The following is a 24,622-nucleotide window of genomic DNA, read 5'->3' as shown; positions in this document are numbered from 1 at the left end:
CGGAATGGTCTCGGGGGCGGCGGGGAAGCGGTCAGCAGTCCGTTTCGACCGCGCCGGATCCGCCCGTGGCCGGCGCCCGTTTGAAGCCGGGTTGCTCGGTCGACTCGAGCTTGCCCTGCAGGGCGGCGTAATCCTGCTGCATCTTGGTCTGGGCATCGGTGACCGGCTTGATCAGCGCCGCGATCGTGGTGGCCATCGAGTCGCCCAGCGCGGTCGCGAACGCGGCCGGATCGAAATTGTCGTTGGCCGGCTTCTTGGGTTCTTCCTTCGGCTTTTCCGGCTCGGTGCGGGAGAACATGGCGGCGACGCCGGCGAACCCGGCCTTGATCGCATCGGCGATGCCGGCCGGTTCGATCGGCTTTGGTTCGAACTCGAGCGTTACCGGCTCGTTGCCCGAGGAGAATATGGTGCCGGGGGCGCTGCGCGAGAACGAAAGCTTCTGCGTCGCGATGCTGGCGGGGTTGTCGGTGAACGCGAGGCCGACCAGGCCAACCTTGCCAGAGCCCGCATAGTCCGGGGTCAGCTCGACCGACGGGAATGGCTTCTGGCTGGCGCGGGCGAGATTCACGAGCTGATCAAGGGCATCGACCTGGGCGTAGAGCGCGCGGCGCTTCTCGGTTTTGCCGGCAATCGTGATGTCGTCGGTTTGCGCCCTCACGGCGATGACGTCGCCATAGCGGTTGAAGGGCGGTTCCGGACTGAAGCCGGAAAGATGCTCGACATTGATGCCGGGCGTGTACGTCTCGGTGTTGAAGGTTTCGACGGACTGGTTGATCATGTCCGCCGTGACGACGCGGCCATCGCTGATCGTCTGGCCTTCGACAAAGGCGCGAAAGAACTGGCTCTTGGTGCCCATGGCGGTGCGGTCCCTCGGGGTCGGTTGTGTGCCGGCAAAAGGGACTGAAGAGCCCGCGTATCTCAAGCGAACGCCATTGTAGAAACCTTCTCTACAAGAGCCGCCGCGTCGGTTGCGGCGCGGGCCGTGGCTAGGTTCGCCCGCCATGAGCAAGCTTCCGCCCGATACCGGCATGCCGCTGCCCGCCTCGACGTCGCCGATCCCGATCGACGCGCGGCGCCAGGCGCGCAGCCTGTACTGGCGCGGCTGGGGTGTGACTCAGATCGCCGGCGAGCTGGGCATCAACCGGTCGACGGTGCAGGCGTGGAAAGACCGCGAGAAGTGGGACGAGGCGCCGTCGCTGTCGAAGATCGAGGACGCGCTCGAATGCCGGCTCAACATGCTGATCGCCAAGGACAGCAAGACGGGCGGCGACTTCAAGGAAATCGACCTGCTGATGCGCCAGGTGGTGCAGGGCGCGCGGGTTCGACGCTTCGAGGCGAAGGGCGGCAATGAGAGCGACCTGAACGAAAAGGTCGCCAACCGGAACGAGGCGGCGAAGGACGGGACGCGCAGGAAGCCGGCCAAAAACCATTTCACGGCCGAACAGGTCGAAAAGCTGCAGGAGATCTTCGAAGCCGAGCTGTTCGGCTATCAGGAGGACTGGTGGGCGGCGAAAGATCAGCGCACCCGCATGATCCTCAAGTCGCGCCAAATCGGCGCTACATGGTATTTCGCCCGCGAGGCCCTGCTCGACGCGCTGACCGGGGGTGGCAACCAGATATTCCTGTCAGCGTCCAAAAATCAGGCGCATGTCTTCCGCACTTATATCGTCCAGTTCGCGGCGCGGGTCGGTGTCAAGCTGCAGGGCGATCCGATAATCGTCACGGCAGATACGATGCCCGAGGGCGAGCCTGCCGCCGAGCTGATCTTCCTCGGCACCAATGCCCGCACCGCGCAAAGCTATCACGGCAATTTCTATTTCGATGAGTTCTTTTGGGTCTATGGCTTTGAGGAACTGAACAAGGTCGCCGGCGGCATGGCGCTGCACAAGCGCTGGCGCAAAACCTATTTTTCGACCCCGTCGAGCGTGGCGCACCAGGCGCATCCCTATTGGACAGGCGAGCGGCGCAACCGGCGCGTCAAGAAAGCCGACCGGATCGAGATCGACGTCACGCATGCCGCGCTGAAACGCGGGCGGCTGTGCGAGGACAATGTCTGGCGCCAGATTGTCACGATCGAGGACGCGGCCGAGCGCGGTTGCGACCTGTTCGACGTGGACGAGCTGCGCATCGAATATGCGCCGGACGAATTCGCCAACCTGTTGATGTGCCAGTTCGTTGACGACAGCCTGTCAGCGTTCAAGTTCAACGAGATCAACCGGTGCATGGTTGATGCGATGGTCGAGTGGACCGACGTATCCCCGCTGGCGAAACGGCCGGTCGGCATGCGCGAAGTGTGGGCCGGCTATGATCCGCAGGAGAGCGAGGAAGGCGACAACGCAGCGCTGGTGATCGCGCTGCCGCCTGGCGGGCCGAACGGCAAGTTCCGGCTGCTAGAGCGGCACCAGTTTCGCGGCCTCGATTTCGAAGCGCAGGCGAACATGATCATGTCGCTGCTCGCCCGGTACAATTGCACCTATCTGGGCATCGACGCCGGCGGCGTGGGCAACGGCGTATGGCAGTTGTTGCGCGACCGGATGCGCGGCGTGGTGAAGCTCGAATATTCGCTCGAGCTGAAGGCGCAGATGGTGATGAAGGCGCAGCACAGCTTCAGCCGCCAGCGCATCGAATTCGAGGCCGGCTGGCTCGATGTCGCCTCATCCTTCCTGTCGATCAAGAAAGCGCTGACCCAGAGCGGTCGCGCCCTGACGTTCAAGGCCGGCCGATCCGCCGCCGATGGGCACGCGGATCTCGCCTGGGCGTGCATGCACATCCTGATCAACGAACCACTGGACGGGCGCGAGCGCCCCAAGACCCGCATGGAGATCTTTGAATGAGCAAGCGGAACAAGGCACGGGCAATGTCGCGCGGTGAAGCGGCCGAGGCGGCGACCGGCGCGATCGTCGCCAGCGCCAGCGGATCCAATGCGATCCAGGCGTTCAGCTTCGGCGACCCGGAACCCGTCCTCAACCGGCGCGAGATCATGGACCTGATCGAATGCCAGCATAACGGGCGCTGGTACGAGCCGCCGATCTCGCTTGATGGTTTGGCGCGCGCGTTCCGCGTATCGCCGCATCACAGCTCGGCGATCATACTCAAGCGGAACCTGCTGGCTTCAGCATTCGAGCCGACACACTGGCTGAGCCGCAAGGCGTTCGGCGCGATGGTGCAGGACTATCTGGTTTTCGGGAACGGCTATCTCGAGCAACGGTCGAACCTGTTGGGCAATCCGATGCGGCTTGACCATTCATTGGCGAAATATACGCGGCGCGGGCTGGCGGAAGGGCAGTTTTTCTTCCTGCCCAGCTATTTGGGCGAAACCGAGTTCCGCCCGGGAAGCGTTGTCCAGATCATGCAGCCTGACGTTAATCAGGAGATCTACGGCGTTCCCGAGTATCTGAGCGCCCTGCAGTCGGCACTGCTCAACGAGGCGGCGACGCTCTTTCGGCGCCGCTATTACCTCAATGGAAGCCACGCCGGGTACATCCTCTATGCGACCGGCGAAATAGACGAGCAGGATACCGATGCGCTCAAGACGGCGCTGAAGGCGTCGAAGGGGCCGGGCAATTTCCGCAACCTGTTCGTGCATGCGCCGAACGGCAAGGATGGCAGCCTCAAGATCCTGCCGATCGCCGAGGTGGGGGCGAAGGACGAATTTCTCGGGATCAAGAACGCGACGCGCGACGACGTGCTGGCGGCGCACCGCACCCCCCCTGTCGTGTTAGGGATTGTGCCGGCGCAGGGGTCGAGCATCGGCAACGCGCGCGAGGCGGTCGATATGTTCTTCGAGCTGGAGATTGAGCCAATCCAGGCGAACCTGCTGACCGTCAACGAGGCGCTAGGTTACGAAGCGGTTCGTTTCAAAGAGCGGAAAAGCCGCCAAGCGGCATAGGGAATTCCGTCCAGCCGTAAGGCCGGGCGGGGGAAGCCGGATGCCAGTCCGGCCAACCGACGAGGACCAGCTCGCCACGACAGACCGGCCATCGGCCGTCCCGCACCCGGCATGCCGGGCGGGATCCTAGAAGAGCGAGAAATCCAACATGTCTACTATGATCGACGTCACCCCTGTGTCGCCCGCGTCGGGCTATATCGGGGGCAAGCGCAATCTCGTGAAGCGGCTGCTGCCTATTTTCGACGCGATACCCCATAACGGTTATGCCGAACCGTTCGTCGGGATGGGGGGCGTCTTCCTGAGGCGCCGGCAAAGGCCATCCGCGGAATTCATCAACGATGTCTCTGGCGACGTCGCGACCTTTTTTCGCGTGCTCCAGGAGCACTACGCCTATTTTGTCGATATGCTGCGATTCCGGGTCGCCAGCAGGGCCGAATTCGAGCGGCTGCGCGCGATACCCGCCGAACGGCTGACAGATCTGCAGAGGGCGGTGCGATTCCTGTATTTGCAGCGCCTGGCGTTCGGCGGAAGGGTGGAGAGACGCGGTTTTGGCGTCGATACCCGGTCCCGCTTCAATGTGTCGAAGATCGAACCGCTACTGGCCGATATCCACGACAGGTTGACCGGTGTGGTAATCGAGCAGCTCGGCTATGCCGAGTTCATACGGCGCTATGACCGCGCTGGCATGCTGTTCTACCTCGATCCGCCTTATTGGGGTTGCGAGACTGAGTACGGTCAGGACGTCTTTGGTCGAGCAGATTTTACGCTGCTTGCCGACCAGCTCGAGACAATCAAGGGCCAGTTCGTGTTGTCGGTCAACGACACGCCGGGCGCGCGCGAGGTGTTCGGCCGATTCCACGTGGCCGGCGTCGAGACGATCTATTCGATGCCGAGCGGCGCCGCGAAGAAGGCCGGAGAGCTGATCGTCAGCAATTTCCCGATAGATTGAGCGGCGCCCGCCCTCGCGATTGTCGCATCGCGGGGGTGGGCATCGTTTCCTGAGAATTTCACGCCCCCCAATCCGGGCCTTCGGGATCCGCGAAAAAGTCCGGATCAATCTCCGCTTCCAGACGCGGCGCCGGCAGGACCGGCTCGCCACCCCCGAACCGCACTCGAATGATCGCGGTATGCCGCCGCGCCTCTTGGAAAATGGCGGTGAACGATTCGCCCATCGCGATCCTGCCGCCGATCAGCCCGCATCGTTCAGCGGTCAGATAGCCGAGCTGGACGCCGTGCGCGCTGATCACAGCCACGGCGCGCGGATCAGCGGGGTTGTTCGGTTCGGGCACAAGATGGACGGTTTCCCCCGGTCGAATAAGCGCCAGCTCGAAACGGCGGTTGCTCTTGTCCCGATTGGCGAAATCGAGGCCAACGACAGCCAGGCTCAACTCGCGCATCATGGTTCGCGAGACCTGCGCACCGGCCGGATCCGCACGAAGACGCCGACGATTCCGGGGAACAAGGCGCGGGCTTTTGCTGACAAGATACTCGCATGGCTGCTTCTTCCGCCGAGATCAATCGCATCATATGTTGACCATAGCTCGGGAGGAATGCGCGCCAGGCGCCCCTTCCTGCCGCCTTCGATCAGGACCTGCACCGGATGCAATTCAGGATAGCGGGAGACGACATCGGCGACCGAGACCGGAACCAGCGCGTCCACCCATTGCTGAGCATCCTCCTGCGACAGCTTTGTCACGATTGAGCACTGGCCGATCATCACGTCATATTTTGTGGCGCCGCAGTCGAAGCGGGATTTGATCTCGATCGGCCACCGATATTCAAGCCAGTTCCGGCTGCGGATTTCATCAAGAGCGGGGTCTGACATTCCGCCAGCATGCGCCCGCTGCCGCCGATTCGGCAAGAACATTCCGGGAACAAATGCTATAGGCGGCGCATTTCAACCGCGACTCGGAGACGTGACATGACAATACAGGCTGACCGGTATGGGGGGAGGAAGGAGGCGTTCGGCCGCTGGCTTCTGGCCCAGCGCGATCGAGGCGATTGGGTTGATGCTCTTGCCGACGCGGCTCGCGCCGATCGTAATTTCCCGAAGGATGGAGATCCGGAGGCCGTCCGCGCCCACCTGCGCGGGCAACAGGCGGATGGCGATACCTTCGCGGCCGTCGATGATGCGGAGTCGGACTGGCTCGACTGCTGATGGCCGACCGTTGCCGCCTTTGTTCCGCCAATGATATCGACGCGGTCATTGAGCAAACGGCTGCGGATCTGTGGGAGAGCAGGCGGCACGGTACTCTTGATGACGTGCCCTGGGCGCAGGCCGGGGAATACTGGCAACGCATCTTCCGCGAGCTGGCCGAGACCGCAGCCCGATCCCTCCGAGGGTGATCGACCGCCCCGGCGCCGCTGCGACCCCAAACCGGGCGCTTTTCCCCCCGCCTCGCCCGCGCGCTTTTCGTGTCGCTTTTGACGCATGTAATCGCGGATGGGTGCCCACTAGGAAATCTGCGGCCGATTGCTGCCATACTCGCCCAATGTGGTGACGCAGATTGACGCACCTGACGCGCTATTTCCTGAGATGCCGGGAAAGTCGCCAGCCGTGCCGAAAGCGAAGTCCTATCGATGGCATGGCTGTGGGAGGGGGCAGGAGAACGCCAACATCTATAATCTCATCGATAAAATCGTCATAAGATATTGATAGAAAGCAAAATCTTTATTGTCGTCCTGACCCAACCTCACACCAACCGTTTTTGATGAATACCCCAATGCCTTTGAAAACAAAGAGAAATTCTTTGCAGATGGGTTGTCCCTAGAACCTATAATCGGGTTATACAATTATTGGGGTAAAGGTTGGCGCCCAAACCCGCAGAAAAGCTGGCATGTTGGGGATGTTGGGGTTTTCCCGCGCGCTACTTTATGGAGGAGTCCCGCACATACGGCATTTCCGCTAGAGAGAGATTTTTTATTACCTACCTAACGACGCCGAGAGATATAGAATGTCAAAAGATTTCCGCATCGAGTTAGATGGTCAGCAGCTCGATGCAGCGATCAGCGTGGAATCCCACGCGATCATTCTCGAGAGCCGGGGGGGAACCGGCGCGTATGCCCGTAACTCTCAATACAGCAGGGCGCTCGAGACTATCCTCGCCCGATCGCTTGGTACATTCTCGAATCTTGAACGTGTCCTTCTGGCGAGCCGCGACGCTGTACGGTCCTTTCCTGACGCCGCGAGCCGCGTGATCGCAGAGGGACCAGAGCTTGTTGCGCTCGGTCCGGCGGCAGCAGCTTCTGCCATTCGCACCCGGATGCGAGATTTCGGCAAGCCGCCCGGCAATCACGTCGGAAACTCGACTAAGCGGCTGAGGTTTGAATTTGGTTCAAGCAATCTCGTCCAGCAACTGAAGCTTCATCGGGTTGTCGAAGCTCCGGAGCGGCTTAGCTACGGCGATCAGCGAAAGGTTACCCCGGCCGATATTCACGCGGCCGTGTTCACCCTCGCTCAAGGAGGCGACGCGCCCAACTTCGCGAACTCGCGCGATTATGACCTGGTCACGCCCGGCGGCTTGCGGTTCCCACCCAAGAAGGTGTTCGGCTTGGCGCTAGAACGAGCGCTAGGCATCAAGGCATTCCCGGCCCATTTCAGCGCTGGGTGGTCGCAGCCCTCGTTCGAACTGCTGCAGGCGGCCGGTTACGTCATCCTGCCTAAGGGCGAGCCCGGCGCTGGCGAAAAGGTCGTCGTGCCCGGCAGCCCACCTCTGCCCAGTGAGGATGACGATCGCCGCTGGGTCGAAGGCCATCCCAAGCGGGTTACCCACCTCCGGCGCGAGCGCGCGCCCGGCCTAGCGCGCGACAAGAAGTCGGCGGTACTCATTGCCACGGGTAAGCTCGTCTGCGAGGAATGTGGGTTCGAGCCTGCCGCGAAGCACGGCGCGGAGTTCTTGGATGCTGGGATCGAAGTACACCACAAGGTTCCGCTCGCTGACCTTCCCTCCGGCACCGAGACGGCGCTCGCGGACCTCGTCGTGCTGTGCGCCACTTGCCACCGCATCGAACACCGGAAGATCGCGTTCGCTAAGACGAGCGGATCATTCGAAGGATGACACTGGTCGGCTGTAGAATGTCCAGCTTGCTGTGGGGCAATGGTTAAGCCAGCTAGTGACTGGATTCGACGCGAACCGACGTTCACTGGACTGTACTATGACGGCGGGAGTTGGATAAGGTAGTGCCGGTATAGCGTTCGATAGTCCCATGGCGAAGAAACCTACACTCGAGATTGCCGCATATTTTCTCAATCCGACGGTTTACTTTTAGCCCTACGCGACGATCGGTCATCGCTGATGGTGTCGGAAAGGACATGATTCCAGACACCCCCAGGTCAGCATCGAGCCTTCATGCATTTACCTCAATCAATGCCCCGATAGATGTCAAAGAGTGCCCGGAAGAAGCGGTCATACGCAGGCGCGCGCGGATTTCGCCGCACACTGGCGCGAAGGCAAACAAGGCGTATGCTGGTGCGGCGGGTCCAAGCATCGCCCCATACCTCGCCAACTACGGTCACACGAGGGGCCTCGCGGATTTGTTCAAGCTGAGCATAACACCAAAGCTGGCCCCAGATATTGGGCCAGAGATTCGACGGAATCGCCATGCGAGAATGCTTGATTTCGACGATTATGATTTCGCCAGTCCGCCGGCTTCGATAGATAAGGTCCGGTAGGACACGCAATGCTTCACCTGCAACATTGAGATCTGCAATCTTGAAATAATCCGATATCGCGAGCTGTCCCGTGTTCATGCCATTGTGTATCAGCTGCCAGTCCGGAAAGGAGGCTGACAGGATGTTTGCATCTATACAGGTATAGGCACTGCGGCGTGCGGCAAGAATCGCTTCTTCAGCTACCTTGCCTTCTTCCCGGTCCTGCGCGTTGCCGTAGGCGTCAGCATAAAGTGAATAGAGCCACTGAGCAAATTTAGAGGCTGTGGGCTCTGCATGGCGCGGCCTTCGCGCACGGGCCTTAGTCAGGAACTGTGAAGGAATGATCCGAAAAGGCGGTGCCTTCGTTGTCGATCCGAGATATTGAAACCTGCCCTTGGGAGTGACTTGATCATTGGCGAGGGTCTGCCCGAATAATATTTGTCCACGCTCACGCGCGCTGGTGTTACTCCAAGGTCGTCCTTCCAGCGAAAACGCGGGCGCTTCCCTGCGTGGATAGCTCCAGCCCTCGAAACGGGGCCTGCAGCATTCATGGCTTTGGCGGTCCCAATTTTCAACCCGCGCGCTGAACCATTCCTCCCAGTAGGTAACATTCGCTACCGTCGGTTCCATGGATCTGGTTGCATAGACAATCCAATCTCTGCTTTGGTGTACGCTGGAAAGGTCGGTATCGAAGCCGAGAGTTTCTGTCTCCCGTGCGAAAACGCGAGCTTCGTCTTCGTCGTCGAAGTGAATCGTATAGGTGATCGAGCGTAGCGGACCAAGCGCAGACCATTCACGTTCCAAATCCGCCAGCAGTATGGTGTTTTTTTCGATCAAAGGCTTCATTTTTAACTCAGCCGTGAGCGGGTTTTCTGTATTCAAACCCTCCTGCCAGTCTTTCATGAACTTTTATGCGTCCTACCTGATCAATGCGCTGTACTGCTCTTCCTCTGCACGAGAATCCGCGATCGGCACCTTTTAAGCTAATTTGCCAGCGGGGCGACATCGTTATACATCTCGATACTAAAGCGTCCAAGGTTCTCCGGAAGGCGTTCAGTTTGACTTAACCTACCTATCGAGGGTCTTGAGAGTAGCATAGTAGTTTGCTCCGGCGTCGACAGGCGGGGTGTAACCGATGACGCTGAAGAGTTGGCGATCGCAGAATCAATTCACTCCGTGCAACGTTTCCATTTTACAGCCGGAACGCTAGCGAGGCGCTGGTGCGACATAGCCTCGGCCTTGCTGAAGCCGGTGAGCGTTTCGGGCAAGGCGTTGCCGTATAAATCGCTCACGCTTCTGGTCAGAGTTGACCATTGCCGCAACGTACGAAACCGCCATGGCTGGCTATTGGCTCTCTCCTTCGGCAGACGTATGGGTGGGATAGGGCTCGAAGCCGCCCGTCGGGTTCATGTTGGTCGAGTGGCAAGTTTCGAGAGGCCGCCGTTCATAGAACCGCCGATGAACAGCATAGGTTGGTCGCGAGCAGACGCTCTATCTCCGGGTACCACGTGTCAGATTTCGACCACTAGGAGAGAGGGGCACTACCTGACGGGAAAGGCGCTAGAAGGCGTAGAACTCGCCTTGGACGTGAGCACAGCAGCTATGACTTAAAGTAGCGGAGTGGACTGCGAAGGCTGTAGCTGTCCTCCGCTACCATTTCGTAGTGGGCCCACCTGCCATTCGCGACATTCATATAGATGGGCCCTACAGATTGGCCGAATCGATCCAGCGCCGCGCGCGCCGGGAGATGTCGGCTGGCAGTTCGGCCGGGTCCGCCTCGATCACGCGCTCTATCTCGATCGACCAGCGGTTTGGGCGGTACAGAACGTTGCGGACGAGGAAGACCGAGGCGTGGTCCCGGCGGTGGTGAACCTGTTCCTCGACCTCGAAAGCGAGGGCCGGTGCATCGTGCGAGGTCGCCCCGATCTCTTCGCGGAGCTCGCGGACGACATTCTGTTCGGCACTCTCACCGGCCTTGCGACCGCCTCCCGGCAGGTGCCAGCCGCGCGCATAGCTCAGTTTCACCAGAATGATCCTTCCCTCGGGGGTGAGGGCGATGGCATGCGCGCCCTCGACGTCGGGCCTCGTGAAAGCCCAGAGCCGGCCGCGACCGTATTGGAGCCCGCCGACCAGGATTCGCAGCGCCTTGCGGTAAAGGATGTGGATCAAGGGTGCTCCCCCGCTTAGGCCACCGCTCCTGGCGGGAATCGCCGCGACGGGTTCGGCATGCTGTTTTGGCATCACGGAAGCAATGCGCTTGCCGAATTCATATCGCCCGCCGCCTTTTCTGTCCTCCGCAATTCAGCTAGCGGAACCTCGTCCAAGGAGATGCCCATGAAGACCCGCGCCGCCGTTGCCTTCGAAGCCAAGAAGCCGCTTGAGATCGTCGAGCTGGATCTGGAGGGCCCCAAGGCTGGCGAGGTGCTGGTCGAGATCATGGCGACCGGCATCTGCCACACCGACGCCTACACGCTTGACGGCCTCGATTCGGAAGGGCTGTTCCCCAGCGTGCTCGGCCATGAGGGCGCGGGCATCGTGCGCGAGGTTGGCCCGGGCGTGACCAGCGTGAAGCCAGGCGACCATGTCATCCCGCTCTACACCCCCGAATGCCGGCAGTGTAAGTCGTGCCTCAGCGGGAAGACCAACCTCTGCACCGCGATCCGCACGACCCAGGGCAAGGGGCTGATGCCGGACGGCACCAGCCGCTTCAGCTACAAGGGCCAGACCATCTTCCACTATATGGGCTGCTCGACCTTCTCCAACTTCACCGTGTTGCCGGAGATCGCGGTGGCGAAGATCCGCGAGGACGCGCCGTTCAAGACGAGCTGCTATATCGGCTGCGGCGTCACCACCGGCGTCGGCGCGGTGGTCAACACCGCCAAGGTGCAGGTCGGCGACAATGTCATCGTGTTCGGCCTGGGCGGCATCGGCCTCAACGTGCTGCAGGGCGCGAAGATGGCGGGCGCGAACATGATCGTCGGAGTGGACATCAACCCGGATCGGGAGGAATGGGGCCGGAAGTTCGGCATGACCCACTTCGTCAACCCGAAGGATGTCGCCGATATCGTCGCGCACCTCGTCGCGCTGACCGATGGCGGGGCTGACTATACGTTCGACTGCACCGGCAACACGACCGTGATGCGCCAGGCGCTCGAAGCGTGCCATCGCGGCTGGGGCACCAGCATCATCATCGGCGTGGCGGAAGCGGGGAAGGAAATCAGCACGCGGCCGTTCCAGCTCGTGACCGGCCGCAACTGGCGCGGGACGGCGTTCGGCGGCGCCAAGGGCCGCACCGACGTGCCGAAGATCGTCGACTGGTATATGAACGGCAAGATCGAGATCGACCCGATGATCACTCATGTCCTCGGCCTGGAGGAGATCAACAAGGGCTTCGACCTGATGCATGCCGGCGAGAGCATCCGCAGCGTCGTCGTCTACTGACCTTATTATCTCAGGAAAGGCTTCTCGACTTCGCTCGAAGCGAACGGGAGGGAGTGCGAGAAACGATGGAAACCCTCTCGACTAACAAGGCCCATGGGGGCGTGCAGGGCGTCTATCGGCACGAGTCGACCGTGACGGGCACGCCGATGACCTTCTCCGTGTTCGTGCCGGAGCATGATGAAGGCGCGACGCTGCCGGTGCTCTGGTATCTGTCGGGGCTCACCTGCACGCACGCCAACGTCACCGAGAAGGGCGAGTATCGCGCTGCGTGTGCCGAGCAGGGCGTGATCTTCATCGCGCCCGACACGTCGCCGCGCGGTGACGATGTGCCGGATGACGACGCCTATGATTTCGGCAAGGGTGCCGGTTTCTATGTCGATGCGACCGAGCAGCCCTGGTCGGCCAATTTCCGGATGCGCAGCTATATCGAGGACGAGCTGCCCGCGCTGATCGCCGCGCAGTTCCCGATGGCTGACCTGACCCGGCAGGGGATCACCGGCCATTCGATGGGCGGCCACGGCGCGCTGACCATCGCCCTGCGCAACCAGGGACGATTCCGGAGCGTCTCCGCGTTCGCGCCGATCGTGTCGCCGCTGCACTGCCCCTGGGGCGAGAAGGCGCTGACCGGCTATCTCGGCGCTGACCGAGAGGGTTGGCGGACCTATGATGCCTGCGCGCTGATCGCTGACGGCTTTCGGGTTCCGGAAATCCTTGTCGATCAGGGAGACAAGGACAATTTCCTCACCGAGCAACTCAAGCCCGAGTTGCTGCGCGAGGCGTGCGACAAGGCCGGGATCGACCTGACGCTGCGGATGCAGCCCGGGTACGACCACAGCTATTATTTCATCTCGACCTTCCTGGCTGGTCACGTCGCCTGGCATGCGGCGCGGTTGAAGGCCTGAAAGCAAAACTGCGCCGCCGCGCCATTCCGTCGGCCCCCTGCCGACGCCATGTTGCCAGCCAGCCCGCATCGCCCCTAGATGCGCCAACATCATCACGGACGACTCAATGACCACCCACACGACCCGCATGCTCATCCTCGGCTCAGGCCCAGCCGGCCTCTCCGCCGCGATCTATGGCGCGCGCGCTGGCCTCGCGCCGATCGTGGTGCAGGGCATCCAGCCGGGCGGGCAGTTGATGACCACGACCGATGTGGAGAATTACCCCGGCTTCAAGGACGTGATCCAGGGCCCGTGGCTGATGGAGCAGATGCAGGCCCAGGCAGAGCACGTCGGCACACGCATGATGTGGGACACGATCGTCGAGATCGACCTGTCGCGGCGACCCTTCCGGCTGATCGGCGACAGCGGCGATGTCTATGAGGGCGACGCACTGGTCATCGCGACGGGCGCGCAGGCCAAGTGGCTCGGGCTCGACAGCGAGGAAGCACTGAAGGGCAAGGGCGTCAGCGCCTGCGCGACCTGCGACGGCTTCTTCTTCCGCGGCAAGAAGATCGCGGTGATCGGCGGCGGCAACACCGCGGTCGAGGAAGCGCTCTACCTGACCAACCACAGCGACGACGTGACGCTGATCCATCGCCGGGACTCGTTCCGCGCGGAGAAGATCCTTCAGGACCGTCTGTTCGCGCACAAGAACGTCAAGGTGCTGTGGAACAAGGAGGTCGAGACTTTTGTCGACGGCGGCGGCACCGCCGGGCTGGTCGCGCTCGAGCTGGTAGATACCGTTACCGGCGAGAAGTCGCGGCTGGATGTCGAGGGCGGCTTCGTCGCGATCGGGCATCACCCGGCGACCGAATTGTTCCGCGGGCATATCGAGCTCGATTCGGACCATTATATCAAGGTGGAGACCGGCTCGACCCGTACGAGCGTGCCCGGCGTGTTCGCCTGCGGCGACGTGATGGACAAGATCTATCGCCAGGCGGTGACCGCAGCGGGGACTGGCTGCATGGCGGCGCTGGACGTCGAGCGATTCCTCGCCGAGGCCGATTTCGAGGTTGCCGAAGCGGCCGAGTGACACCCGAGGGGGTGCGAATGTCCGGCAGCGTCCGCTATTTCGCCCGCCCGCTTTTTTCTTCCGCTGTTATGTTGGATTTCGAAGTAGAAATATCCGTTGTATTTCAACAGCTTGCCTCCAGTTTTCCCTGTTAATGCATAACAGCGGAAAACAGTGGTGATCGCGACATGAAAATCGCTTCTTTTTGCCGTTGAGGGACGACGTTATTCGTCTGTTTTTCCGGTCATGAGAAAGAGCGTCGCAGAGTGCGGTTGGCTGCCCGGCTGCAGGGGACGCTAGCACGGGTTTCGGACAGTTGAATCGATGACCGAGCCGAGACGTCATGGCGGAGGACCCACAGGTCCGCGCGTTGGACGTGAAGAGGCTGCTCCGGATCAGCGTGCACGCCGGTAGTGCATGGCGACCGCGCCGTTGCGGAGCGGCCTGGCCGAGATCAGCTCGAGCCGTCGCGTGCTGAGCAGCCCGCTCTGGTAGAGGGTCGGGCCGTGGCCAGCGATCCTAGGATGTACGAGGAGCTTGTACTCGTCGATCAGATCCAGCCGGTCCAGCTCGGTCGCGAGCTTGCCGCTACCGAGGAGCACACCGGCGGGGGTCGCGTCCTTGAGCCTTTGTACACCCGTGCGCAGATCGCCGTCGATGTGGTGGCTGTTGGTCCATGGGAAGGCCCTTCGCGTCGACGACACCACGTACTTCGGCTTGGCCTCCAGCTTGACCGCCCAGTCGCGTATCGCCGGCGGCGCCTCCTCGTCGCCGCGGGCGACTGCCGGCCAGTAGCTCTCCATCATCTCGTAGGTGACGCGACCCCACAGCATCGCTCCACCCTCCTCCATGAGGCGGGTGAAGAAGGCGTGAGTCTCGTCGTCGGCGATTCCTTCCCGATGGTCGACGCAGCCGTCCAAAGTTACGTTGATGCTGAAGGTCAATAGTCCCATGCGGCGAGCCTAAGTCATACAAGGGAGAACATGAAGGCCGCTTGCTCGCGGTTGATGTTGGACTTCCGCAATGCGGGGGCTCAGCGATGCGGGCGACGACGTCAGCGAGCCAAGCCTGAGGATTGACATCATTGAGCTTGGCGGAAGCCTACATGTTCGAAGGGTATAGTTAGCGAACAAGTCCGGCGTGACGGAGGGGGCAGCGCGGGTCTATCGTCCGAGCGCAGTCTCGATCTCGTCGAACAGCCATTGCTTGTCGGCCTTGGTGGCGAAGCTGTGGCTGTCGGTGTCGTATTCGCGCAGCGTGATATTGGCTGTCGGGCTGGCGTCCCATTGTTTGCGGAAGGCAATGGCGGTGTTGTCGCGCCTTGCCAGCAGGATGGTGATGGGGATCGTGCTCGCTGCCAGTGCGGCGATCAGGCGACTGGCCAGGCTGTCCGCTGCCGGAGATTTTGCGGAAGATATCTTTCGTAAACCACCGAATATCTTGGTTATATTCACGCCACCACGTAGCAGGCGCAGCACTTCCCGCGGATCGCGCAGCTTCTGGGCATAGCGCGCGCGGATTGCGGCGGTGGGGGGGAGGTCGTCGCTATCCTCGATCACCCAGGGGTTGGCGAGGATCAGCGCGTCGATCCCGGCGACGCCGTGGAACAGGGCGAGCGCGGTGGCCGCGTCGCAATTGCCGAAGGCGACGAGGTGCCGGATCCTGGTTTCGGCGACGAAGGTCGCGGCCGCGGCGGCGATGTCGGGGGCGGATTCGAGAAAGCCGTGATTGTTGCCGGTGGAATCGCCGATGCCGCGCCGGTCGTAGCGCAGGACCGGGGTGCCCGCCGCCGCCAGCCGCGCCGCAAGCATTGCCATGCCGCGATGCGCACCGATCCGGATCTCGTTGCCGCCGGAGACGATCAGCAGGCCAGTGGCCGCTTTGCCTTCATCCAGCGTGGCGGCCAGCCTGTCGCCGGCGCAGGGAAAGGTGATCAGGCGCCGCATATGGCGATCCAGGCGGCGATATCGTCGGCGAGGAGCCGGGCAAGGTCCGGGTCGTTGTCCGGCTCGCTGCGCCGCCAGAGCGGCGACCCGGATATATGGCGGTCGGCGGGCACGGCGTCCGTATCGAGACGGACGGTGCGCAGAGGCGCGCTACCGTCAGGGACGGTTGCCTTGAGTTGAGCGAGGAGCGTGCGGGAAAGCCTGTTGCCGGCCAGCTCGACGGGCGGGCCGGACAGTTCGATCGCGTCGTCGGCAGTGTCCTTTCCGGCGACGGCGCGGGACCGCAGCAGATCCCGGACAAGGCTTTCGCCGGGGGCCGGTGAGAAGTGCCAGCGAGTGGAGAAAGGGGCATCGATGAGTGCGCCGCCGCGAATGGCGATGCCATGGACCGCGCCCCGCTCTTCGGTGAGGGTGGCAGTCAACGCTGAAAGGGCGCTTGTCCAATCATTTAAGGTGATATTCTCAGTCTTGATGAGACTTTCGTTCGTGCCCGGCAGATCGGGCAGCACGCTGGCGATTCCGCGTTCGGCCAGCGCCCGCAATATAGTGACGACGAACGCGCGGGTCCGGTTGGCTTCCTCGAAAAGCGGCATCGACGCGATGACGACCGGGCCGGTGGCGGGGCCGAAGCGTAGCATCGCCTCGCGCCCGCCGGGCCAGTCGTACTGGTCGATCAAGGCGTGACCTTCACTGGTTTGCCTTGGCGGCGGCAAAGCGGACGAGGGAGCCGAAACTCTCCAGCATCTCGCCATCGACCTCGTCGTCCTCGATCAGGATGCCGAGGCGTTCCTCCAGTTCAGTGAGCATGCCGGCCACCGCCATCGAATCCAGTTCGGGCAAGGCGCCGAACAGCGGCGTTTCGCTGCGGAAGGCGCCGACGCGCTCCTCGCTCAGGCCAAGGACATCGCGAAGCACTGCGCGGACTGTGGTATCGATTGCGGCATTGTCGTCAGGAAGCACTGCGGACCCCGGTTTCATCCCCTGTTGGCCCTGCCGTTAGAGAATGGGGGGAGGGATGCCAAGTGCAGGCCTTGGCAGCGCAGGTGCGCGATGCGTATCAGGAGGGCATGATCAATCCCATGCCGCAGCCCATCGATACCCTGCCGTTGCGCGGGCGCCCGGGCGACGTCGCGCTGGTCGACCGGGCGGGAAGCCTGGATTTCGCCGCACTGGAGGTGCTGACGGGATCCGTGGCAGCGTGGCTGGCCGGACTGGGATTGTCGCCCGGCGCTCGCGTTGCTTCCTGGCTGCCCAAGACACGCCTCGCCTGTGTCTTGCCGATGGCAGCGCCCCGCGCCGGCCTGATCCATGTGCCGATCAATCCAGTGCTGAAGCGGGCGCAGGTGGCGCATATCCTGGCCGATAGCGGGGCGGACCTGTTGGTGACTCAGTCGGCGCGCGCCTCCTCGCTCGAAGCGGGTGACATTCCCGCCGGGTGCAGGCTGGCGCTGGAGGACGAGGCAGTCAGTGATGACGTCATGCCGCCATCGTCAACCGATACCGATACGCTAGCGGCGATCCTCTACACCTCGGGTTCGACGGGCCGGCCCAAGGGCGTGATGCTCAGCCACGCCAACCTATGGCTCGGCGCGATCTCGGTCGCGCACTATCTCAAGCTGTCGCCGGCCGATCGGGTGCTCGGCGTGCTGCCGCTGAGCTTCGACTATGGTCAGAACCAGCTTTTCTCCACCTGGGCAGCGGGGGCATCCGTCGCGCCGCTCGACTATCTGACCGCGCGTGACGTCATCAAGGCAGTCGACCGGTTCGGCGCGACGACACTCGCCGGGGTGCCGCCGCTCTGGATACAACTGCTCGAGGCGGAATGGCCGGCCGAGACCGCGGCCCGGTTGAAGCGGTTGACCAATTCAGGCGGCGCGCTGACGCCGACAATGATCCGGGCATTGCGGCAGCGTTTTCCGGAAGCCGACCTCTATCCGATGTACGGGCTGACTGAAGCGTTCCGCTCCACCTATCTGGCGCCCGATCTGGTCGATGCGTTTCCGGAGGCGATCGGTCGGGCAATCCCCTTTGCCGAGGTGATGGCGGTCAGGGCTGACGGATCGCGCGCCGCGCCGGGGGAGCCGGGTGAACTGGTCCATGCCGGGCCGCTGGTCGCGCAGGGCTATTGGCAGGATCCCGAGCGGACCGCGCTTCGCTTCCGGCCGGCGCCGCGCTGGGCCGAACATCGCGGCACGGCCGTATGGTCGGGCGATACGGTGATCGAGGGCGGGGACGGCCTGTTCCGTTTCGTCGGGCGTGACGACGAGATGATCAAAAGCGCGGGCAACCGGATCAGCCCAACCGAGGTGGAGGAAGCCGTGCTGTCGGGGGGAGAGGCGATCGAGGCGGTCGCGATCGGCGTGCCCGATGCCCGGCTGGGGCAGGCGATCGTGGTGGTGGCGCGGGCAAGCGGCGATACGGTCGCTGCTGAAGCGGGATTGAGGGAGCGCCTGCGGCGCGAATTGCCGAGTTTCATGCAGCCCGTGCGCTACGAATGGCGGGACGCGTTGCCCAGGAACGCCAATGGCAAGCTCGATCGCGCAGCCCTGAAGGCGGAGATGACGTCATGAAGCCGATGGGCGCGATTCCGGCGGAATTTCGTGGGGACGGACCGCTGCAAATAGCCGGCGAGATGGCTGAGGCGTGGATCGAGGCGGCGGGCGATACGCCGTTGTTCGTCTATGATGCCGACATGGTGACCGCCCGGATCGCACGGCTGCGCGCGGCGATGCCGGCGGGGCTCGACATTCATTACGCGATCAAGGCCAATCCGTTCGCGCCGTTGATCGCCGTCATGGCGCCGCTGGTCGATGGACTTGATATCGCGTCGAAAGGAGAGATGGCGCTGGCACTGGCGGCGAAGCCGGGCAGTGCGATCAGCTTTGCCGGGCCCGGCAAGCGCGACGCGGAGATCGTAGCGGCGATCAAGGCCGGCGTGACGCTCAATCTGGAATCGGAGGGTGAAGCGATCCGCGCGCTGATGGCGGCGGAGCGGCTTGGGGTAACGCCCCGCCTCGCGGTGCGCGTCAATCCCGAGATGGAGCTGCGCGGATCCGGCATGCGCATGGGGGGCAGGGCATCACCTTTCGGGATCGATGCCGATCGCGCGGCGGCGATCGCGAAGCGGCTGGTCGCGGCGGGAGTCGACTGGCGCGGCTTTCATATCTTCGCCGGATCCCAGGCGCTCGATGCCCAGGCGATCATCGAGACCCAGGCCGAGACGCTGGCGCTGGCCGGGCGGCTGGCCGATGAGGTCGGCGTCACGCCGCCGCTGGTCAATCTCGGTGGCGGGTTCGGCATTCCCTATTTTCCGGGCGAGGAGCCGCTCGATATCGAGGCGATCGGTCTGGCGCTGGGCGAGCGCATGGCATCGCTGCCGCCATCGCTGAAGGGTGCTCGCTTCGCCATAGAGCTGGGACGATGGCTAGTCGGCGAGGCTGGGGTCTATCTGACCCGGGTGATCGACCGGAAGGAGAGCCGGGGCGAGACTTTTCTCGTGGTGGATGGCGGGTTGCATCACCAGCTGGCGGCCTCAGGCAATTTCGGCACGGTGGTGAAGCGGAACTATCCGGTGTCGGTCGCGACGGTGACGCCGGGCGGGGCCGTGGAGACGGTCAGCGTGGTCGGGTGTCTGTGCACGCCGCTCGACCGGCTCGCCGATCGCGTGTCGCTACCGGTGGCGGGGCCCGGAGACGTCATCGCCGTGTTCATGGCGGGCGCCTATGGGCTGTCGGCGAGCCCCACCGCCTTCCTCGGGCACGAGCTTCCAGGCCAGATGCTTGCAGGCGGCCGGGATACTCCTAACGCAATCTTCACCTCTTCAGCGCCATAGCGGGACCATAGCCGCGAACCCTGCCGGAGTGACGTCACCGGCGGAGAATGGCGGCGGGAGGTCTTGTGATGGGTTTTTCGCGTGGTTTCAGTGGCCTGGCTCTATTGTCCGGCGGCGCCCTGATGCTTAACGGCTGCATGGGTGGCGGCGGGCGACCGGAGTTGCCGCCAGCGAGCTTCGTGGCGTCGCAGGAGCAACCGGGCGAAGAATATATCATCGGCCCGCTCGACCAGCTCAATATCTTCGTGTGGCGCAACCCCGAACTGTCGGCGAAGGTTCAGGTGCGCCCGGACGGCCGGATCACCACGCCGCTGATCAGCGACATGCCCGCGGTCGGCAAGACGCCCGCCATGCTCGCCGACGACATGAAGATCGCGCTTGGCGAATATATCAAGGACCCGATCGTCTCCGTCATCGTCGAGAATTTCTCGGGTACGTTCAGCCAGCAGGTGCGCATCGTCGGCGCGACCGAGAAACCCGCGTCGATCCCCTACCGCGCCAACATGACCCTGCTCGACGCGATGATCTCCGTCGGCGGGCTCAGCCAATATGCGGCGGGCAATCGCGCCAAGCTGGTCCGCTACGACCGCAACACAGGCAAGCAGGTCGAATATAACATCAAGCTTTCCAGTCTCCTGAAGAACGGCGATTCGAGCGCGAACGTGCGGCTCGAGCCGGGCGACGTGATCATCATCCCCGAGAGCATGTTCTAGGAGACGCCGGGGGATGAACGGCCTTTACGACGAGATCAGGATAGCGATCCACGCGATCTGGACGCGACGCTGGCTGGCGCTGGCGGTCGCCTGGGTGATCGCGGTGGTTGGCTGGCTGATGGTTTCGCAGATTCCGAACAGCTATGAATCACGGGCGCGCGTCTTCGTGCAGATGCAGACGATCCTGCCGAGCGCGGTCGGCATCACCGCCGCCGACCAGCAGAAGGACGTCGACACGATCCGCCAGACGCTGACATCCGCCACGAATATGGAGAAGGTCGTGCGCGGCACCGACCTGGCCAACAGCGTTTCGAGCGACCGCGACGTGGCCGACCGGGTGGCGGGCCTGCAAAAGGCGATCAAGATCACCGCGCAGCAGGACAATCTGTTCGAGATCGTCGTGACCGGATCGAGCCCCAAGGTAGCGCGTCAGGTCGTGCAGAAGCTGATCGACCTGTTCGTCGAGCAGAATCTGGCGGGTGACCGGGACGAGACGACCCAGTCGCTCGGTTTCCTCGACGCCCAGCTGGAACAGCGCCAGAAGCAGCTTCAGGAAGCCGAGGCCAAGCGGGCCGATTTCCAGAACCGCTATCTCGGATCGCTGCCCGGCACCGGATCGCTGACCGACCGGATGGGCGCTGCGCGCACCCAGATGGCGCAGGTCGACAGCGATCTCGCCGCTGCCCAGTCGAGCCTTGCCGCGCTGATCGGGCAGATGGCGGGAACGCCGCAGACCGTCGCGGGCGCCGGACCGACCGGCGGCCCGGCGCGGGCACGGCTCGCCGCGATCCAGGGCCAGCTCGCCGATGCGCGGGCCAAGGGCTATACCGAGAATCATCCGGACGTGGTCGCGCTGCGCAGCCAGCTTGCCGCGGCGCAGGCGGCCGCGCGCAACGAGCCGGTCGGCGCGGGCGGCGGGGCGAACAACCCGCTCTATCTCTCGCTGAAATCGATGCAGGCGGACAAACAGGCGACCGTCGCCGCGCTGACCATGCGCAAGACTCAGCTCCAGTCCGATCTCGAGCAGATCAATACGAAGCTGGCGGGCGACCCGGCGGTCGCCGCCGAGCAGTCGCAGATCGAGAACAACTACCAGGTGCTCAAGGACCAGTATTCAAAGCTGCTTGCCGACCGCGAGGCGATCAAGCTGCGCGGCCAGGCCCAGACTCAGACCGATGCGATCAAGTTCAGCGTGATCGATCCGCCGACCGCGCCCCGCGTGCCGACCGCGCCGAACCGGCCGCTGCTGCTGACGGGCGCGCTACTCGCCGGCATCGTCGGGGGGATCGGCGCCGCCTTCGCCATGGGGCAGTTGCAGACGACCTTCGCGACGGCGGGGAGGCTGGAGCGCGCCACCGGCATGCCGGTGATCGGATCGATCGGGGAGATGGTTACGAGGGCGCAGATCACGGCACGCCGGCGCAAGCTGATCTATTTCGGCGGCGGCGCCGGAGCGCTGGTGGTTGCCTATGTCGGGCTGCTCGGGGTCGAGATGCTGCAACGGGGGCTGGCGGCATGAGCGACACTACACCCCGCAAGCCAAGCGGATCGCTGCTCGAACGCGCGGCCGAGGTCTATGATTTCGGCATGAATCTGCGGCCCGCGCGTCAGGACGACGTACGCGACCGCGACATCGTGCAGGAAATCCGGGAGGTTCCGCAGGAACCTCTGGAGGACGTGCAGGAGCCGCGGCCGATCCGTGCGCCGTTCCTTGAGGAAGAGGCGTTTTCGGCACCCTATGAAGAGGCGCCCTATGAGGAAGCGCCGCAACCTCCCGCGCAGGAATTTCCGCTGGAAGAAGCGCCGCCGCCGCTTGAGCCCCCCACCCGGACCATGCGCGGTGCCGGTGCCACGATCGACCGTGCCATGCTTGCCGCGAAGGGATTGCTCGTGCCCGGCGCGCCGATCGGGGCGCTGGTCGAGGAGTTCCGCCAGGTGAAGCGCCAGCTGCTCCAGACCGCGCGCGTCGTGCGCAAATCGGACGGGGATCGTTCGCGGACCATCCTGGTCTGCTCGGCCAAGCCGAATGACGGCAAGACTTATTGCGCGGTGAACCTCGCCATCTCGATGGCGGCAGAGCGTGAGGTCGAGGTTCTGCTGGTCGATGCCGATTTCGCCAAGCCCGACGTGATGAACCGGCTTGGCCTGAAGGACGGCCCGGGCCTGCTCGATGCCCTTGCCGACCCGCGAATCGACATCGAGGCATGCGTGGTCAGGACCGATATCCCGCAGCTCAGCCTGTTGCCCGCGGGCAAGAAATCGAACACCGATACCGAATTGCTCGCCAGCCGGCGGACCAGCGAGATCATCGCCGACCTGCTTGCCGCCGATCCGAAGCGGCTGCTGATCTTCGATTCGCCGCCAGTGCTGGCCGCGTCGCCCGCATCGGTGCTCGCCAACCATGCGGGGCAGGTACTGCTGATCGTCCGCGCCGATTGCACCAGCGAGGGCGATTTGCGCGACGCGGTCGCGCAGCTCGACGGCTGCGAGCATATCCAGCTGGTGCTGAATGCGGTGTCATTCGTGCCCGGCGGCCGCCGCTTCGGCAGCTATTACGACCAGGAGGACGCAAAATGATGCGCCCGACCATCATCATCGGCACAACGATGGCGGCCATCCTCGCCGCCGCGCCGGCCGCCGCGCAGGACGGCCAGCGCAACAAGACGATCGCGCCCTATATCGAGCTCGGCCAGGTGCTGACCGCCGACCTGCAATCGGGCGACGTGCTGACCTATTCCACCGTCGCGGCCGGGGTCGATGCGTCGATCCAGACTCAGCGCACCCAGATGAAGATCAGCTATCGCTACGAGCGGCGGATATCCTGGAGCAAGAGGGTCGGCGACGACGATATCCATAGCGGGCTCGCGCGGGCGGCGGTGAAGATCGCGCCCGGCTTCAGCCTTGAAGGCGGCGCGCTCGCCACCCGGGCCCGCTCCGACATCCGGGGCGCGGCGCCGGGCGTGCTCGCCGGCAATGTCGACAATATCTCGCAGATCTATTCCGCCTATGCCGGGCCGACGCTCGCGACCAATGTCGGCCCGCTCAACGTCAATGCCAGCTATCGCTTCGGCTATACCAAGGTGGAATCGCCCGGGGCGACCGGCGTCGCGCCCGGCAGCCCGAGGCTGGACGTGTTCGACAGCGCGACGAGCCACGTCGCCCAGGCGAGCGTCGGGGTGAGAGCGGGAACCGTGCTGCCGGTCGGCGTCACGGTGAGCGGTGCCTATGAACGCGACGATGCGAGGCAGCTCGACCAGCGATACGAGGGCAAATTCGTGCGGGGCGACGTCGTCCTGCCGGTGGCGCCCACGCTCGCGCTGACCGCGGGTGCCGGATATGAGAAGATCGTCGTCAGCCAGAAGGATCCCCTGCTCGATGCCGGTGGGCAGCCGGTCGTCGACGGAGCGGGGCGCTTCCAGACCGATCCCGCATCACCGCGACGCATCGCTTATGAGACGGACGGCCTGATCTACGATGCGGGCGTGATCTGGCGGCCGTCGCCGCGCACCATGCTCCAGGCGCGGGTCGGCCGGCGCTACGGCGGCATGACCTATACGGGATCGTTCAGCTATGCGGCGAGCCGGTCGGTCGGGCTGCAGATCGGGGTGTACGACAGCGTCGACACCTTCGGGCGCCAGCTGCGCGACGGCATTGCCGGACTGCCGACCAGCTTCCTCGAGCAGCGCGACGCGTTCGGCCAGCAATTCTCCGGCTGCACCTATGGGGCGTCGAGCGGCGCGCCGGGCGGATGCCTGAATGGCATCTTCCAGTCGATCACCAGCTCAAGCTATCGTGCCAGGGGCGTCGACGCGGTGCTGACCGCCAATCGCGGGCCGCTCCAGTTCGGGATCGGTGCCGGCTACGCCAACCGTCGCTTCTATGCGCCGGGCGGAACCGGCTTCACCATCAACGGGGTGACTGACGAAAGCTATTACGGCCAGGCCTTCGTCTCAGCCGCGATCGACCGGAATTCCGGGGTGACCGGCACGCTGTTCGCCAACTACTACCAGAGCGGGATCAACAACGCGCCGGGCGTGCTGGGGACCGGGGCGACCGGACAATATTACCATAATTTCGGCCGGATCGGGACGACGGCGTCGGTCGGGATCTATCAGTTCAGCCAGGAGGGAATGGACGACCAGGTTTCCGGCACGGCCCAGCTCGGGATGCGCTATCAATTCTGAAATACGTGGCGGC

24 protein-coding genes are annotated in these 24,622 nt (G+C 63.6%); 15 read left to right on the top strand and 9 right to left on the bottom strand.

Annotation, left to right across the window (positions count from 1 at the left end; translation table 11 throughout):
- Positions 1 to 31: 31 nt before the first annotated feature.
- Positions 32 to 1,003, bottom strand: a complete 972-nt coding sequence (locus NDN01_RS09995; protein ID WP_272627232.1) for a GPO family capsid scaffolding protein — start codon at positions 1,001 to 1,003, stop codon at positions 32 to 34.
- Here NDN01_RS09995 and NDN01_RS09990 point away from each other — a divergent pair.
- The 3 genes from NDN01_RS09990 (at position 1,002) to NDN01_RS09980 (ending at position 4,838) form a co-directional block, all read left to right on the top strand.
- Positions 1,002 to 2,834: a terminase large subunit domain-containing protein gene (locus NDN01_RS09990; protein ID WP_443025223.1), complete on the top strand. Its 1,833-nt coding sequence runs from the start codon at positions 1,002 to 1,004 to the stop codon at positions 2,832 to 2,834. The two genes, NDN01_RS09995 and NDN01_RS09990, sit on opposite strands and share 2 nt — an antisense overlap.
- Positions 2,831 to 3,889: a phage portal protein gene (locus NDN01_RS09985; RefSeq protein ID WP_272627231.1), complete on the top strand. Its 1,059-nt coding sequence runs from the start codon at positions 2,831 to 2,833 to the stop codon at positions 3,887 to 3,889. The genes NDN01_RS09990 and NDN01_RS09985 overlap by 4 nt, the downstream gene beginning before the upstream one ends.
- A 148-nt stretch (positions 3,890 to 4,037) precedes the next feature.
- Positions 4,038 to 4,838, top strand: a complete 801-nt coding sequence (locus NDN01_RS09980; RefSeq protein ID WP_272627230.1) for a DNA adenine methylase — start codon at positions 4,038 to 4,040, stop codon at positions 4,836 to 4,838.
- A 58-nt stretch (positions 4,839 to 4,896) separates the two neighbouring features.
- Here NDN01_RS09980 and NDN01_RS09975 read toward each other — a convergent pair whose 3' ends face one another.
- A complete protein-coding gene (locus NDN01_RS09975; RefSeq protein ID WP_272627229.1) occupies positions 4,897 to 5,289 on the bottom strand; it encodes an HIRAN domain-containing protein in 393 nt (130 codons plus the stop codon).
- Positions 5,286 to 5,714 (bottom strand): hypothetical protein, encoded by a 429-nt coding sequence (locus NDN01_RS09970; RefSeq protein ID WP_272627228.1) that lies wholly within the window; start codon positions 5,712 to 5,714, stop codon positions 5,286 to 5,288. The genes NDN01_RS09975 and NDN01_RS09970 overlap by 4 nt, the downstream gene beginning before the upstream one ends.
- 96 nt (positions 5,715 to 5,810) lie before the next feature.
- Between NDN01_RS09970 and NDN01_RS09965 the strand changes: the two genes are divergently transcribed.
- From NDN01_RS09965 to NDN01_RS09955, 3 genes are all read left to right on the top strand, one after another.
- The gene (locus NDN01_RS09965; RefSeq protein WP_272627227.1) at positions 5,811 to 6,047 is read left to right on the top strand and encodes a hypothetical protein; all 237 of its coding nucleotides are present in this window, start codon (positions 5,811 to 5,813) and stop codon (positions 6,045 to 6,047) included.
- A complete protein-coding gene (locus tag NDN01_RS09960; protein WP_272627226.1) occupies positions 6,047 to 6,235 on the top strand; it encodes a hypothetical protein in 189 nt (62 codons plus the stop codon). Before NDN01_RS09965 ends, NDN01_RS09960 begins: the two co-directional genes overlap by 1 nt.
- A gap of 608 nt (positions 6,236 to 6,843) precedes the next feature.
- Positions 6,844 to 7,947 (top strand): HNH endonuclease, encoded by a 1,104-nt coding sequence (locus NDN01_RS09955; protein WP_272627225.1) that lies wholly within the window; start codon positions 6,844 to 6,846, stop codon positions 7,945 to 7,947.
- A gap of 302 nt (positions 7,948 to 8,249) precedes the next feature.
- Here the strand turns inward: NDN01_RS09955 and NDN01_RS09950 are convergent, their stop codons facing one another.
- Together NDN01_RS09950 and NDN01_RS09945 are read right to left on the bottom strand one after the other, a co-directional pair.
- Positions 8,250 to 9,443 (bottom strand): ribonuclease E inhibitor RraB, encoded by a 1,194-nt coding sequence (locus NDN01_RS09950; RefSeq protein ID WP_272627224.1) that lies wholly within the window; start codon positions 9,441 to 9,443, stop codon positions 8,250 to 8,252.
- A gap of 801 nt (positions 9,444 to 10,244) precedes the next feature.
- Entirely contained in the window at positions 10,245 to 10,709 is a 465-nt protein-coding gene (locus tag NDN01_RS09945) for an NUDIX domain-containing protein (protein ID WP_272627223.1), read from the bottom strand.
- A 165-nt stretch (positions 10,710 to 10,874) separates the two neighbouring features.
- On the opposite strand from NDN01_RS09945, the gene NDN01_RS09940 reads away from it, so the two are divergent.
- The 3 genes from NDN01_RS09940 (at position 10,875) to trxB (ending at position 13,955) form a co-directional block, all read left to right on the top strand.
- Complete coding sequence (locus tag NDN01_RS09940; RefSeq protein WP_272627222.1) at positions 10,875 to 11,981, top strand: S-(hydroxymethyl)glutathione dehydrogenase/class III alcohol dehydrogenase; 1,107 nt, start codon at positions 10,875 to 10,877, stop codon at positions 11,979 to 11,981.
- 65 nt (positions 11,982 to 12,046) lie between these two features.
- Positions 12,047 to 12,883, top strand: coding sequence for an S-formylglutathione hydrolase (gene fghA / locus NDN01_RS09935; RefSeq protein WP_272627221.1), 837 nt, complete (start codon positions 12,047 to 12,049; stop codon positions 12,881 to 12,883).
- Between the two features lie 106 nt (positions 12,884 to 12,989).
- Complete coding sequence (gene trxB, locus NDN01_RS09930) at positions 12,990 to 13,955, top strand: thioredoxin-disulfide reductase (RefSeq protein WP_272627220.1); 966 nt, start codon at positions 12,990 to 12,992, stop codon at positions 13,953 to 13,955.
- A 374-nt stretch (positions 13,956 to 14,329) separates the two neighbouring features.
- On the opposite strand, the gene NDN01_RS09925 is transcribed toward trxB, so the two are convergent.
- The 4 genes from NDN01_RS09925 to NDN01_RS09910 all read right to left on the bottom strand — a co-directional run bounded on the left by NDN01_RS09925 (position 14,330) and on the right by NDN01_RS09910 (position 16,858).
- Positions 14,330 to 14,887, bottom strand: a complete 558-nt coding sequence (locus NDN01_RS09925; protein ID WP_272627219.1) for a dihydrofolate reductase family protein — start codon at positions 14,885 to 14,887, stop codon at positions 14,330 to 14,332.
- A 210-nt stretch (positions 14,888 to 15,097) separates the two neighbouring features.
- Positions 15,098 to 15,880 carry a hydrolase 1, exosortase A system-associated gene (locus NDN01_RS09920; protein WP_272627218.1) on the bottom strand — a complete coding sequence of 261 codons (783 nt, stop codon included), beginning with the start codon at positions 15,878 to 15,880 and terminating at the stop codon, positions 15,098 to 15,100.
- Entirely contained in the window at positions 15,868 to 16,557 is a 690-nt protein-coding gene (locus NDN01_RS09915) for a hypothetical protein (RefSeq protein WP_272627217.1), read from the bottom strand. Before NDN01_RS09915 ends, NDN01_RS09920 begins: the two co-directional genes overlap by 13 nt.
- Positions 16,558 to 16,567: 10 nt before the next feature.
- Entirely contained in the window at positions 16,568 to 16,858 is a 291-nt protein-coding gene (locus tag NDN01_RS09910) for an acyl carrier protein (protein WP_272627216.1), read from the bottom strand.
- Positions 16,859 to 16,947: 89 nt separating this feature from the next.
- On the opposite strand from NDN01_RS09910, the gene NDN01_RS09905 reads away from it, so the two are divergent.
- The 6 genes from NDN01_RS09905 (at position 16,948) to NDN01_RS09880 (ending at position 24,609) form a co-directional block, all read left to right on the top strand.
- Complete coding sequence (locus tag NDN01_RS09905; RefSeq protein ID WP_272628153.1) at positions 16,948 to 18,450, top strand: acyl-CoA ligase (AMP-forming), exosortase A system-associated; 1,503 nt, start codon at positions 16,948 to 16,950, stop codon at positions 18,448 to 18,450.
- Positions 18,447 to 19,712 (top strand): pyridoxal-dependent decarboxylase, exosortase A system-associated, encoded by a 1,266-nt coding sequence (locus NDN01_RS09900; protein WP_272627215.1) that lies wholly within the window; start codon positions 18,447 to 18,449, stop codon positions 19,710 to 19,712. Before NDN01_RS09905 ends, NDN01_RS09900 begins: the two co-directional genes overlap by 4 nt.
- Before the next feature lie 68 nt (positions 19,713 to 19,780).
- Positions 19,781 to 20,425, top strand: a complete 645-nt coding sequence (locus NDN01_RS09895) for an XrtA/PEP-CTERM system exopolysaccharide export protein (protein ID WP_443025222.1) — start codon at positions 19,781 to 19,783, stop codon at positions 20,423 to 20,425.
- 13 nt (positions 20,426 to 20,438) lie between these two features.
- Entirely contained in the window at positions 20,439 to 21,944 is a 1,506-nt protein-coding gene (locus NDN01_RS09890; RefSeq protein WP_272627214.1) for an XrtA system polysaccharide chain length determinant, read from the top strand.
- Positions 21,941 to 23,002, top strand: coding sequence for an AAA family ATPase (locus NDN01_RS09885; protein ID WP_272627213.1), 1,062 nt, complete (start codon positions 21,941 to 21,943; stop codon positions 23,000 to 23,002). The genes NDN01_RS09890 and NDN01_RS09885 overlap by 4 nt, the downstream gene beginning before the upstream one ends.
- Positions 22,999 to 24,609, top strand: a complete 1,611-nt coding sequence (locus NDN01_RS09880; protein ID WP_272627212.1) for a hypothetical protein — start codon at positions 22,999 to 23,001, stop codon at positions 24,607 to 24,609. The genes NDN01_RS09885 and NDN01_RS09880 overlap by 4 nt, the downstream gene beginning before the upstream one ends.
- Positions 24,610 to 24,622 lie beyond the last annotated feature (13 nt).

It is taken from the genome of Sphingomonas sp. QA11, from assembly GCF_028473665.1.
GTDB lineage: Bacteria > Pseudomonadota > Alphaproteobacteria > Sphingomonadales > Sphingomonadaceae > Sphingomonas > Sphingomonas phytovorans.
This window is presented reverse-complemented; position numbering and strand designations above follow the sequence as displayed.